Genomic DNA, 12,248 nt, shown 5'->3' with positions numbered 1-12,248 from the left:
GGCGGTAATGTATTTCTCATATCCTGAAGAGTATATCTTTCCTGTTATTATGAAAGACAATGCTGAGTTTAATTTTATAGAGAATTTCTTAGATGAAGTTACTGTAAGGAAATTAGATAATAGTACTTATAATAGACTATTTAATGAGATAGATGAAGAATTTATTGCTGAAATGGTAAGAAAGTAACGCGAAAAGGGCTTGATGCCCTTTTCGTATTATTTTCCTGAAGTTTGTTGAGGATTGAAGTTGTTTATCTTTATTTGTAATTTCATTTTTTTGTCTTTTTATAGCGAACAATATAAGTAATTAAATAATAAAAAAGATAATATAAATGTTATGATAACATAGGTTTAGGTGGTTTAATGAAAGACTATAAGCAGCTATTTGATGGATATTTTATAGAAGTAAACAATATTTCAGATTTATTGGTAAAATATGTTACAGCATATAGAACTCTTATAGGTAGTGCTGGAGAACTTAATGGCATAGCATTAGCAAGGAAAAAGGATGTTAGAAATGCAATAAAAAGAGCTAATCAGCTTGGTGATATTATAGATGTATTACTCGACACAATAGAAAATATTGAATGTTGCTATTTAGACTACATAAGACTTAAGGCTAATGTTATAGCACAAAAAACTTCAGAGGAATGTTTTGGGGAATCTTTTGGAGAATCAATTTTATTGTTAGCAGTATTAAGTCAGTTGTTACCTGAAGATCATCCTTTTTTTACAACAGGCCAACTAGGAGGACTAGGAGGGCTAGGAGGACTAGGAGACAATTTTAAAAATTTTAAAAACATTTTTCCTAAAGGTAGAAACAAAAAGAAAGGGAAAGATATTAAGAAAAATTCTAAAAATGATAATAAGAAGAATATTAACGATGATAAATGTAAAGATGATAAATGCAAAGAGAATGATGACAATCATAATGATGATGATAAAGGAAAAGAGCCTAATGGTGATTAGGCTCTTTTTAAAACTTCTTTAGTTGAAATTTAGAAATCATTAAGTAAGAAAATGCTATCATCAATATAACTGGTAACACTATAGGTGCTGTTTTATTTGCAGTTATTAATGCAAATAAAGCCAAGAAACTTCCAGCTATTGTGATAGGTATGCCAGTAAAAACTCCATCAAACTGTGATGTGTTATATCTTGCAAGTCTGAATGCTCCGCATATTGGGAAAAGTAAAACTAAAGCATAACCTAAAAGTCCTTTTGGACCAAGACTTTCAAAGCTATATAGAATATAAATTAATATTGAAGGTGCAACACCAAAGGAAACTAAATCCGCTAATGAATCTAACTCTTTTCCTAATTCACTTGAAACATTTAATAAGCGTGCAATTCTACCATCGTATCTGTCAATAACTCCTGCTATTATTATAAATAAGCCAGATAAAAAATAATTACTATTATAAGTTGCTAATATCGATAATAGTCCAAAGGACAGGTTACTGAAGGTAAAAAAGTTTGGTAATGTACTTTTTTTCATATAATCACTCCCAAATATAATAAATATAATTCCACCTCAATAAATAATTATATCGCATTTTAAAAAAAAGTATAAGAGGTAAATTTACAAATTACCATAATTATTTAATTAAAGTATGAAATATTATATAAATATAGGGGAATGTTATATGTATATATAATAATTTTTTATATATAATTAATTAGTATTTACAAATAATAATAAATGGGCATGAACTAAATAATTTAATTAGACTGTTTGGACAACCTCGACATCCATTAAGAATTTTGATATAATGTAAAAGATTTATTGCAGTATTTTCCAGTATTTTAGCTTAGCAAGAAAATTGGAGGGGTACTATGAAAAAAGTTAAGTTTATATATAATCCATTTTCGGGTGAAAATGTGATATTAGAGCAGCTGGATAATGTTATAAAGATACATCAAGAATATGGTTACTCAATTGTACCCTACAGAATAGATAAGGAATCAGATGTTGGGGAAGCTTTAGATTGTATAGATGATAAATATTATTACATACTTATAGCAGGTGGAGATGGTACTGTAGATTCAGTGGTAAATGCTATGAAGGAAAGAAATATTAATCTTCCCATTGGAATACTACCTGTGGGAACAGCGAATGATTTTGCAAGGTTTATTGGAATTCCACATGATGTAGGCAAAGCTTGTGTGCAAATACTAGAAAGTGAACCTAAACAAGTGGATATAGGAAGAATAAATCAAAAATATTTTGTAAATGTTGCTAGTACTGGATTATTTACAGATGTATCACAAAAAACTGATGCAAATCTTAAAAATACTATTGGAAAGCTTGCATACTATTTAAAAGGAATAGAGCAGCTTCCGAATTTTAGAAAACTTAAGGTTAAGATTACATCAAAAGAATTTGAATATGATGGTCATATGTATTTAATGTTAGTATTTAATGGCCAAACAGCAGGTAACTTTAAGCTTGCTACAAACGCTAATGTAACAGATGGTTATCTTGATGTTATAGTATTTAAGGCAGTATCAATAAAAGATTTAATACCTCTCTTTATAAAGGTATTAAGAGGCGAGCATCAAGATAGTTCTAAGGTTATATATTATAAAACTAAAGAACTTATGATTGAAACTCTAGAGGATATAGCAACAGATATAGATGGGGAAAGAGGACCAGATTTCCCACTTCATATTGAATGTGTTAAAGGTGGAATTGAGGTTTTAGGAATAAAACAATAATTTTAATAATAATTATAAGTAACAATACTGTGAGAATGGGGAAGGTATGCCAAAAGTTTTTCTTTACTTCATGATATTGTTACTTATAATTTTTTTATGCTTAAATTTATTAAGCAAAAACAAAAAATATTCACCTAGAAAAATAAGAATGATAATGACCTTAATATTAATTTTAGAGTTATTAAGAAGTTTTACACTTATCTTAATGTCTCTAATACAAGCACAAAAGTATTTGTTTTTACTTAAGCCTTTAATTTTCCTTCATGTTATTTATCTTCCAATGGCTTTGATTGTAGCTTTTTATATATTCTGGAGAAATGATAAGGTTAACTTTAACTTAAGTTTTATACTTCTTGGAGTATTGTTAGCTGGATATGCAGCTGCTATGTATTTTCTTAAAGGTATAATTCAAATTTCCTCAAGTTATGGATATGTGATGAGTATTTCAAAGGAATTGGTATTTGGATTAACTTTTATTTCAATACTTACATTTATATTATTTGTATTAATATTTCAATTAGATAATTCTTTTGTAAACAAAAAAGGCCTTATATTTTTAGCCATTTGTATTATAATAGCTATCTTTGAGAACCTGAGTCATTTATGTGGAATTTATTTATTTCCTTATGCTCTATTTAGTGAATTAGCAATTTTATTAATTACCACATATTCTATTAATATTTTAAAAAGATAAAGCATGAGAAAGAAATCCTTCCTCATGCTTATATACTGCAATTTCACAAAATGAAATTTCCTCAAATTTAATAGGCTCGATGCCTATTAAATTTTATTTTTTTATCTTTCAGATTTTTTAAATTTATTGTTTTTACTTGATTTTAAAACTGTAGTATTTTTGGGAGTAGTTTTTTTGTTTTTAAAAGAATGACTATTTTTTTGACCTTTTGGAGGAGTCCAGTCTATAAGGCATTTAGGTCCTTTACCTATAAGATCCTCTCTTCCAGCTTGCATTAAAGCCTTCTTAACTAAAGAATAGTTTTGAGGAAGAGCAAATTGTAGTAGTGCCCTTTGCATATTCTTTTCCTCTTGTGTTTTTGGTGTATATACCTTCTCTCCAGTCAATGGATTTATACCAGTATAATAAATTGTAGTTGAAAGACTACCTGGTGTTGGATAGAAGTCCTGAACTTGTTCTGGTGTATAGCCCATTTCCTTAATATATTGTGCAAGTTCTATAGCAGCGTGTAAATCACTACCTGGATGAGAACTCATGAGGTACGGAACTAAAAATTGCTTTTTACCGATTTTTTTATTTACATCAAAATATTTTTGACTAAATCTATCGTAAACCTCTTTTGTTGGTTTACCCATTTGAGCTAATACCTTTTCACTTACATGTTCAGGTGCTACTTTTAATTGGCCACTTATATGATGCTTACAAAGCTCCGTGAAGAATTCTGTATTTTTATCATGTATTAGGTAATCGTATCGTATACCTGAACGTATAAATACTTTTTTAATGCCAGGTAGAGCTCTTACTCTTCTAAGTACTCCTAAATACTCTTTATGATCAACAATTAGGTTTTTACATGGATTTGGAAACATACACTGTTTATGCTTACAGGTTCCATGTTCTTCTTGAAGCTTACAGGACTTATGTCTAAAGTTAGCAGTTGGTCCTCCGATGTCGTGAATATATCCCTTAAAGTCATCTAAAGTAGTAAGTAGTTTTGCTTCATCTACTATAGACTCTCCACTTCTGTTTTGAATCATTCGACCTTGATGGAAGGTTAATGCACAGAAGGAACAAGAACCATAGCATCCTCTATGACTTGTTATAGAGAATTTCACCTCATTAATAGCAGGTATACCACCCTTAGCTTCGTATATAGGATGATAAGTTCTTGTATAAGGAAGGTTATATGTAAAGTCCATTTCTTCTTGTGTTAAAGGAACCTGCGGAGGATTTTGTACTAAGTATCTATCACCGTGTTTTTGTACCAAAGTTTTTCCTCTTATTGGATCTTGTTCATAATGTTCAAGTTTATAGCTTTCAGCATAAGTAATTTTGTCAGTATTTACTTCTTGAAAAGCAGGAACTTCTATATAATTCTTTAAGTCTTCTAGATTTTTTGTAACATAGCAGGTTCCTCTAACATCTGTTACTTTATTGATATCCATACCATACTGAAGAAGGTTTGCTAACTGTGTTACTGTCTTTTCACCCATACCATAAATCAGAAGATCTGCTTTGGAATCTAATAGAATACTTCTTCTTACTTTATTATCCCAATAGTCGTAATGAGCAAATCTTCTAAGACTGGCTTCAATACCTCCTATTATTATAGGAACATCTTTAAAAGCTTCTCGTATCCTGTTACAGTAAACTATAACTGCTCTATCAGGTCTATGGCCTCCTTCTCCACCAGGAGAATATAGGTCATCTCTTCTTTTTTTCTTTGCAGCAGTATAATGGTTAACCATAGAATCAATGTTTCCAGAGTTAACAAGAAAAGCATATTTAGGTTTACCAAGTCTTTTAAAATCTTCAGCATTGTTCCAGTTAGGTTGAGCAATGATACCTACATTAAATCCACTAGCCTCAAGTGTTCTTCCTATGATGGCAGTTCCAAAGGACGGATGGTCTACATAAGCATCTCCACTTACTATTATAAAATCAAGTTGATCTATATTTCTTTTATTTAAATCTTCTTTTGAAACAGGTAAAAATTCTTTTGTTAAGTTCATTGTAAAACTCCTTTATTACTTGACAATTATCAATTTGTTTATCTTTAGTATAAACAATATTAGCACAACAAATTAAAAAATAAAAGTAACTAAATAATGAAGATTTTTTTTGGTTGTAAATATTGGTAATGAGCAAAAAATTAAAGAAAATGAGAGGAATATAGAAGTTTTGGGTCGTATTAAGAGATAAACAAAAATATTTTAAAAATTAGAGGAAATATGGTTGCATTTTCATAATAAAGTAATATAATATATATTAGGAAAATGAAATAATGAATTGTTAGGTGAGGCTCCTACATGGATACACGCTGCTGCCCGGAAACATCGAGAGATGCCAATGGGTCAACAGGTATTATCGGCTCAAGGTATTACTTAATGCAGCTGGACATACATATGTCTTAAGCCCTGTAGTGCTAAAACTCAACGATTGAATCTATTCTTTGTTGAATTTTAGGGGCCTTAGGGTCCTTTTTATATTTTTATAGAGATTTATTCTAAATTAATTTTGTAGGCAACTTATGTAAGTTTTTTTATACGCCAAGGTGTATGAAATAATAATAATTATATTTTCGGCTTAAGGTGGTGAAATTAAATGGAGGGTGGCCCTCAGAGTAGGTCCAAGTTAAAATTGAATATTGAACCTTTAAAGAGGGGGACATCAGTATATTTTGAATTTGATATAGTTTAAAATATATTGCTAGTTGAATAACACCATAAAAACTATTACTTCTCTTTAAGGTGAAAGAGGAGGAGTAGTAAGATGAAAAAGTTATCTATGTTTCTTTATAGCTCCATTTTAAATAAAAAGATTTACGATGAATTCGATGAGGTTTTAGGTATATTAAAAGATGTTTATGTAACTACTGAAGATGGATATCCAAGAATTATAGGTTACAAAGTTAAAACAGATGGAATTATCTTTGATTATGAATTTAGAAATATAGTTATATATGTTAACGACAATAATAAGATAAGAATTCAGACAAGAGGCAGTAAGGAAATAATTCCAAGAAAGTATACGTATCTTCTTTATCAACATTTAATGGATAAAAAGATTGTTGATATAAATGATAAGAAGGTTGTAAGAGTTAACGATTTAAGAATTGCTGAGATAGCTGGTGAATATAGAGTTGTTGCAGTAGAAACTGGGGATTTAGCAAGATATAGAAGAATGGGAATAGAAAATTTAGCTAAGATATGCTTTAAGGTGCTTAGAAAGGAAGCTAAGGATACAGTTCTTATGTGGGATGACGTTGAAACACTAGAGATGGTAAATGATAATCTTAAGATATCTGTTCCATATAAAAAGCTTTCTACTCTTCATCCAGCAGATCTTGCAGATATTTTAGAAGAATTAGATGATAAACAGAGAAGGCAGATATTTGAAACTTTAGATGAGGATTTAGTTGCTGATACCTTAGAGGAAATTGAACCGGAATTTAAGGGTGCAATAATTAGAGATCTTAGTGAAAGTAAAGCAGCAGAAATTTTGGAGAATATGCCTAATGATGAAATAGCAGATCTTTTAGATGAGCTAGATGATGAGGAGAGAGAAAAAATTCTTATAACCCTTGAGAGCGAAGATGCTGAAGAAGTTAAAGAACTCCTAGGATATGAAGATGAAACAGTTGGAAGTATAATGAATAAAGATTTTATATCATTTAATATAGATGTTACAGTAGGAGAGACCATTGATCTTATTAGAGAAATTCAGCCAGATGAAGAAGTCATGTATTATGTATATATAACAGATGAAGAAGAAAAACTTCAAGGTGTAGTTTCACTGAGAGATTTGATAATGCATAATTCTTCAGCTAAACTTAAGGATATAATGAATACTTCAATTATTAAAATAAAATACGATATGTCTATTGATAACGCTATCGAACTCGCTACTAAATATGATTTGCTTTCAATACCTGTGGTAGATGATGAAGATAAGTTAGTTGGAATAGTATTGATACACGATATAATCGATGAATATTTGCTTCCATCATGGAAGAAAAAATATAAAAAAGCAGTATAAATATGGACATTTCATAATTAAGCCTTAGGAATTTAGTTGCTGCTAAATTCCTTTTGTTTTAAATTATAATTAGATTATAATTTCTATCTCAAAATTTGTTAGTTGACTTTTTAGAGGAATATAATATAATATAGTTAATATAAATCATATCAAAATGGTAAGAATTAAATGCGTTGAAAAAGAAAAGTAATATAAGGGAATGTTACAGAGAGGAAACTAGGGTGAGAAGTTTCTACAGGAATTTATATGAAGTGCCCTTTGGAGCAGGTGCCGGAATTTATGGCTGCATAAGTTCTTTAATGAATTTAGAGTTTTTTAAATTCATTAAAGATTGAACTTGCGTATCCTTAGTATGGTTACCCGGGAGTACCCGTTACAGTAATGGAGCATGTATTGTGCTTGATAGATAAGGGAGATTTCATATCTAATTAGAGTGGAACCGCGGAGTTAGCTTCGTCTCTAGGAGGAGATGGAGTTTTTTATTTTATCAAAAATTATATACTATTTTTAGTATCATACTATATTAAGATGTTCTAAAGATAAGTAACTTCAATCTTTTTACAATTCATAAATTTAGTTATGAAGTTGTGTATTTATAAGATTGAATTTGGTTAAGGTATACAAAATATACGAAAATGGAGGATTAATATTATGTTATTTAATAATGCGTTAGATTTAGTAGGTAATACTCCTACAATAAAAGTTAATAAACTTGTAGATGATTCTATGTCAGAGGTTTATGTAAAACTTGAAAAATATAATCCAGGCGGTAGTGTAAAGGACAGAGCAGCTCTTGGTATGATTGAAAAAGCAGAAAAGATGGGAATTTTAAAAGAAGGCGATACTATTGTAGAACCAACAAGTGGAAATACAGGTATTGGATTAGCTATGATAGGAAGACTTAAGGGATATAAAGTTATTATAACAATGCCTGAAGATATGAGTAAAGAAAGAAGAGATATGATAAAGGCTTACGGAGCAGAATTAGTGTTAACAGAAGGTATGAAAGGAATGAAAGGAGCCATTGATAAGGCTGAAGAACTTGTTAAAGAACATGGATATTTTATGCCACAACAGTTTATTAACTTTGCTAATTCAGATAAACATTATGAAACTACTGCAGAAGAAATATTAAGGGATATACCTGATTTAGATATATTTGTTGCTAGTGTTGGTAGTGGTGGAACAATTTCAGGTGTAGGAAGGAAACTTAAGGAGTTTAAAAAGGATATTATTGTAGTTGCAGTTGAACCACAAAGATCTCCAGTACTTTCAGGTGGTATTCCAGGACCACATAAAATTCAGGGAATAGGTGCAGGTTTTATACCTGATATATATGACAAGAATGTTGTTGATAGGATAGTTAAAGTTAGGGATGAGGAGGCCTTTACAGTAGCAAAGGATTTTGTAGCAAATGAAGGCATATTAGTAGGAATATCATCTGGTGCGGCAATTAAGGCTGCATTAAAGTTAGCTAAGGAATTCGGTAAGGGTAAGAAGATCTTAGCAATATCACCAGATGGAGGAGAAAAGTATCTCTCAACGGGATTAATTGAATAATAAAAGGTGTGATGATAGTGTTTAAGAATTTAAAATATGATATAAATAATATACTTCAAAATGACCCTGCTGCAAGAAATTGGTTAGAAGTTCTTTTACTTTATCCCAATGTTCATGCTATTATATCTCATAGAATAGCTCATTGGTTTTTTACTAAAAGAAGATTCTTTATAGCTAGATTTATATCCCAACTATCAAGATTTATAACAGGTATTGAAATACACCCGGGTGCCCAAATAGGAAAGGGACTATTTATAGACCATGGAATGGGCGTAGTAATTGGAGAAACTGCTGAAATAGGGGATAACGTCACCATATATCATGGTGTTACTTTAGGAGGAACAGGAAAGGATAAGGGGAAAAGGCATCCTACTGTAGGAAACAATGTTACAATAGGATGTGGAGCAAAAGTACTTGGGCCTATAAATATAGGTGATGGTGCTAAGATAGGTGCTAACTCTGTAGTTCTTGAAGATGTTCCAGCAGGTGCAACTGCAGTTGGAATACGTGCAAAAAATATTATCAAAGAAAGAGAAATAGCAATAATAGTAGAGATAGAAGATGAGTCAGGATCTAAGAAAACAATATATAACAACATGATAATATAGAAGGTTGAAAACAATGGATTTAAGAGAAAATATAATGAGTTTTTGTAATAAATTGGGCTTAGATTTAGTTGGTTTTACGGAATGTAGAGTTTTTCATGAACTAAGGAGTTTTTATGAAAATAGAAAAGCAACAGGCCTTGAAAATGAGTTTGAAGAAGAGGAAATCGAAAAAAGAATAAATCCTAAACACTATATGGATGAGGGAAAGACTATTATTTCTATAGCTTTCCCTTATCTTCATGGAGTAGATTATGTAGATAATGGTTTTTCAGTTTATACAAGAGGACAGGATTATCATGTTTTAGTTAAGAAATATTTAAATAAAATATGTGATTATATTGAAAGTCTTGGTGGAAAAGCTATAAGTTTTGTAGATAGCAATACTCTCCCAGAGAGATATATTGCATATCTTTGTGGTCTAGGTTTTATAGGGAAAAATAATATGTTAATTACAGAAAAATATGGTTCATATGTATTCTTAGGAGAAATAATAACTGATATGCAGATTCCTTCTTCAACTAAAAGACAATTTCATGATATCTTAGAGTTTAAAGAATGTAAAAGTTGTGAAATATGTTTTAATGAATGTCCTACAAAATCAATTAATAAAGCAAAAATAAATTCAAATATATGTTTATCTTATATTACGCAAAAGAAGGAAATAGACGATAACTGGATAAAACTTTTAGATGGCAGAGTTTTCGGATGTGATAGTTGCCAAAAAGGATGTCCTTTCAATAATAAGGTTCAGTTGTCTGTACTCAATGAGTTTTATCCTTTAGAATTTATGAATGATAGTGATTATGATAAGATAATCACTATAAACAATGGGGGATTTAAGGAAAGTTTGAAAAAAACTTCTTGTGGATGGAGAGGGAAAAATGTTCTCCAGAGAAATGCTTTAATTAGAAAAGCTTTATATGAAAATAAAGATATTTCTAAGGAAGTTATAAGTTCTCCATATGTTAAAGGATATCAAGAGAGACTTTTAAAGTTTAAGAAATTGTAATATAATTGAATTTGTGGATAGCGTAGGCTTTTTATGGTTTTTCTAAAGTCTATATTTAATTATGAACTTGTGTGCATATATAAAAAGGAATGTGAGGGAGATTTAAATGAATGTTTTGACAGCTAAGATATTAAATCATCTTCCAGAAAGCTGGTTTAGATTTGCTGCTAATAAGATGGTAAATTACTACTTGAATAAGTATGCAGATATTAAAGTTGAAGGAATGGAGAATATAAAAAAGGCACAAGGGGCAAAAATATTTATATGTAATCATTTAAGCAATTCTGATGGGTTAGTATTAGATAAAGTACTTAAGGAATATGATCCATATTTTGTTGCAGGAGTTAAGCTTTCAAATGATCCTGTTACTAATATAGGTACAATGGTTGTAAAGACAATTACAATAAAACCTAATTCTGCAGATAAGGAAGCTTTAACTAGGATTGTTAAGGCTGTTAAAGAAGGCAGCAATCTTGTCATCTTTCCAGAAGGTACAAGAAGTAGAACTGGTTCTATGATAGAAGCCAAAAAAGGAATACTTCTAATTGCAAAACTTACTAAAGCACCAATAGTTCCTATTGGTATGAGTGGAACTGATAAGCTTCTTCCTGTAAATAAGGAAGGAGATATGGCAAAAGAGACATGGCATAATACAGAGGTAAGAATAAATATTGGTGAACCAATAACTTTTCCTAATAAAAATAAGGAAGAAGATAAAAATCAATATGAAGATAGAGTTTTAAATTATATGATGAAGTCAGTAGCAAAGCTTCTTCCAGAGGAGTACAGAGGATATTATCGTTAATAATAAATATACACAAGTTCAATATATGAATGAAATTGAGTGACATTGAAGTTGCTTAGCTTTTATTAAGGATTTACTTTGTGAAGTGAGAACAAATAAAATTAAAGATATCTATGTTTTAATGTTTTTCAAATTGAACCTGTGTATTTAACAAAGGTGATAAATATGAAGGAAAACAATAAAGAGATATTAGAACTTTTAAAAGAGCACTATCCTGATGCAAAATGTGAGTTAAATTATAAAACTCCATTTCAGCTTTTAGTGGCTACAATACTTTCAGCTCAAACCACTGATAAGAAAGTAAATGAAGTTACTGAAAGTCTTTTTAAGGAATATCCAACAGTAGATGATTTCTTAAAACTTACTCAGGAGGAGTTAGAAGAAAGAATTAAAAGTATAGGACTTTATAGAAATAAAGCAAAGAATCTAATGATGATGTGTAGACAGTTAAAGGATAAATATAATGGAGAAGTACCAAATACTATGGAAGGTATAACATCACTTGCTGGTGCAGGAAGAAAGACTGCTAATGTAGTATTATCCAATGCTTTTGGTGTACCTTCTATAGCAGTAGACACACATGTATTTAGGGTAGCTAATAGAATTGGACTTGCAAATTCAGAAAATGTTTATGATGTAGAGATGCAGCTTCAGAAAGAACTTCCTAAAGAAGAATGGTCTCTTGCTCATCATCTTCTAATATTTCATGGAAGAAGATGTTGTTCTGCAAGAGCTCCTAAGTGTGGAAACTGCACTGTAAGAGATTACTGCAAATATTATGATAATGTATCTAAGACTTAGGATTTGTTGATAAAA

Annotated in this window: 12 protein-coding genes, 1 riboswitch and 1 other annotated feature; of the genes, 10 read left to right on the top strand and 2 right to left on the bottom strand. The window is 30.2% G+C overall.

Features of this window, described 5'->3' with window-relative positions:
• Positions 1–7: 7 nt before the first annotated feature.
• Both CPJCM30710_RS10455 and CPJCM30710_RS10450 read left to right on the top strand, forming a co-directional pair.
• Positions 8–187, top strand: coding sequence for a hypothetical protein (locus tag CPJCM30710_RS10455; RefSeq protein WP_212904117.1), 180 nt, complete (start codon positions 8–10; stop codon positions 185–187).
• A 176-nt stretch (positions 188–363) separates the two neighbouring features.
• The gene (locus tag CPJCM30710_RS10450; RefSeq protein ID WP_212904116.1) at positions 364–969 is read left to right on the top strand and encodes a hypothetical protein; all 606 of its coding nucleotides are present in this window, start codon (positions 364–366) and stop codon (positions 967–969) included.
• A gap of 7 nt (positions 970–976) precedes the next feature.
• Here CPJCM30710_RS10450 and pssA read toward each other — a convergent pair whose 3' ends face one another.
• Positions 977–1,498 (bottom strand): CDP-diacylglycerol--serine O-phosphatidyltransferase, encoded by a 522-nt coding sequence (gene pssA / locus CPJCM30710_RS10445; protein WP_212904115.1) that lies wholly within the window; start codon positions 1,496–1,498, stop codon positions 977–979.
• Between the two features lie 338 nt (positions 1,499–1,836).
• Here pssA and CPJCM30710_RS10440 point away from each other — a divergent pair, with 338 nt between their 5' ends.
• A complete protein-coding gene (locus tag CPJCM30710_RS10440) occupies positions 1,837–2,718 on the top strand; it encodes a YegS/Rv2252/BmrU family lipid kinase (RefSeq protein WP_212904114.1) in 882 nt (293 codons plus the stop codon).
• A gap of 46 nt (positions 2,719–2,764) precedes the next feature.
• Complete coding sequence (locus CPJCM30710_RS10435; protein WP_212904113.1) at positions 2,765–3,412, top strand: hypothetical protein; 648 nt, start codon at positions 2,765–2,767, stop codon at positions 3,410–3,412.
• A gap of 101 nt (positions 3,413–3,513) precedes the next feature.
• Here CPJCM30710_RS10435 and CPJCM30710_RS10430 read toward each other — a convergent pair whose 3' ends face one another.
• Positions 3,514–5,424 (bottom strand): YgiQ family radical SAM protein, encoded by a 1,911-nt coding sequence (locus tag CPJCM30710_RS10430; RefSeq protein ID WP_212904112.1) that lies wholly within the window; start codon positions 5,422–5,424, stop codon positions 3,514–3,516.
• A 269-nt stretch (positions 5,425–5,693) separates the two neighbouring features.
• Positions 5,694–5,863: riboswitch (M-box (ykoK) riboswitch) on the top strand.
• A gap of 321 nt (positions 5,864–6,184) precedes the next feature.
• Here CPJCM30710_RS10430 and CPJCM30710_RS10425 point away from each other — a divergent pair.
• The 6 genes from CPJCM30710_RS10425 (at position 6,185) to nth (ending at position 12,233) form a co-directional block, all read left to right on the top strand.
• Entirely contained in the window at positions 6,185–7,450 is a 1,266-nt protein-coding gene (locus CPJCM30710_RS10425) for a magnesium transporter (RefSeq protein WP_212904111.1), read from the top strand.
• Positions 7,451–7,614: 164 nt separating this feature from the next.
• Positions 7,615–7,914 (top strand) — a binding site (T-box leader).
• A 187-nt stretch (positions 7,915–8,101) separates the two neighbouring features.
• Positions 8,102–9,010 carry a cysteine synthase A gene (cysK, locus tag CPJCM30710_RS10420; protein WP_212904110.1) on the top strand — a complete coding sequence of 303 codons (909 nt, stop codon included), beginning with the start codon at positions 8,102–8,104 and terminating at the stop codon, positions 9,008–9,010.
• A gap of 17 nt (positions 9,011–9,027) precedes the next feature.
• Entirely contained in the window at positions 9,028–9,618 is a 591-nt protein-coding gene (epsC, locus tag CPJCM30710_RS10415; RefSeq protein ID WP_212904109.1) for a serine O-acetyltransferase EpsC, read from the top strand.
• Positions 9,619–9,631: 13 nt separating this feature from the next.
• Complete coding sequence (gene queG, locus CPJCM30710_RS10410) at positions 9,632–10,627, top strand: tRNA epoxyqueuosine(34) reductase QueG (protein WP_212904108.1); 996 nt, start codon at positions 9,632–9,634, stop codon at positions 10,625–10,627.
• A gap of 106 nt (positions 10,628–10,733) precedes the next feature.
• The gene (locus CPJCM30710_RS10405; RefSeq protein ID WP_212904107.1) at positions 10,734–11,432 is read left to right on the top strand and encodes a lysophospholipid acyltransferase family protein; all 699 of its coding nucleotides are present in this window, start codon (positions 10,734–10,736) and stop codon (positions 11,430–11,432) included.
• 165 nt (positions 11,433–11,597) lie between these two features.
• A complete protein-coding gene (gene nth / locus CPJCM30710_RS10400) occupies positions 11,598–12,233 on the top strand; it encodes an endonuclease III (protein ID WP_212904106.1) in 636 nt (211 codons plus the stop codon).
• Positions 12,234–12,248 lie beyond the last annotated feature (15 nt).

It is taken from the genome of Clostridium polyendosporum (genome assembly GCF_018332455.1).
Classification (GTDB): domain Bacteria; phylum Bacillota; class Clostridia; order Clostridiales; family Clostridiaceae; genus Clostridium_AY; species Clostridium_AY polyendosporum.
This window is presented reverse-complemented; position numbering and strand designations above follow the sequence as displayed.

Bases quoted from the DNA above. Each gene is read 5' to 3' on its own strand.
- CPJCM30710_RS10455 (WP_212904117.1), top strand. From the start codon at position 8: ATGTATTTCTCATATCCTGAAGAGTATATCTTTCCTGTTATTATGAAA.
- CPJCM30710_RS10450 (WP_212904116.1), top strand. From the start codon at position 364: ATGAAAGACTATAAGCAGCTATTTGATGGATATTTTATAGAAGTAAAC.
- pssA (WP_212904115.1), bottom strand. From the start codon at position 1,498: ATGAAAAAAAGTACATTACCAAACTTTTTTACCTTCAGTAACCTGTCC.
- CPJCM30710_RS10440 (WP_212904114.1), top strand. From the start codon at position 1,837: ATGAAAAAAGTTAAGTTTATATATAATCCATTTTCGGGTGAAAATGTG.
- CPJCM30710_RS10435 (WP_212904113.1), top strand. From the start codon at position 2,765: ATGCCAAAAGTTTTTCTTTACTTCATGATATTGTTACTTATAATTTTT.
- CPJCM30710_RS10430 (WP_212904112.1), bottom strand. From the start codon at position 5,424: ATGAACTTAACAAAAGAATTTTTACCTGTTTCAAAAGAAGATTTAAAT.
- CPJCM30710_RS10425 (WP_212904111.1), top strand. From the start codon at position 6,185: ATGAAAAAGTTATCTATGTTTCTTTATAGCTCCATTTTAAATAAAAAG.
- cysK (WP_212904110.1), top strand. From the start codon at position 8,102: ATGTTATTTAATAATGCGTTAGATTTAGTAGGTAATACTCCTACAATA.
- queG (WP_212904108.1), top strand. From the start codon at position 9,632: ATGGATTTAAGAGAAAATATAATGAGTTTTTGTAATAAATTGGGCTTA.
- CPJCM30710_RS10405 (WP_212904107.1), top strand. From the start codon at position 10,734: ATGAATGTTTTGACAGCTAAGATATTAAATCATCTTCCAGAAAGCTGG.
- nth (WP_212904106.1), top strand. From the start codon at position 11,598: ATGAAGGAAAACAATAAAGAGATATTAGAACTTTTAAAAGAGCACTAT.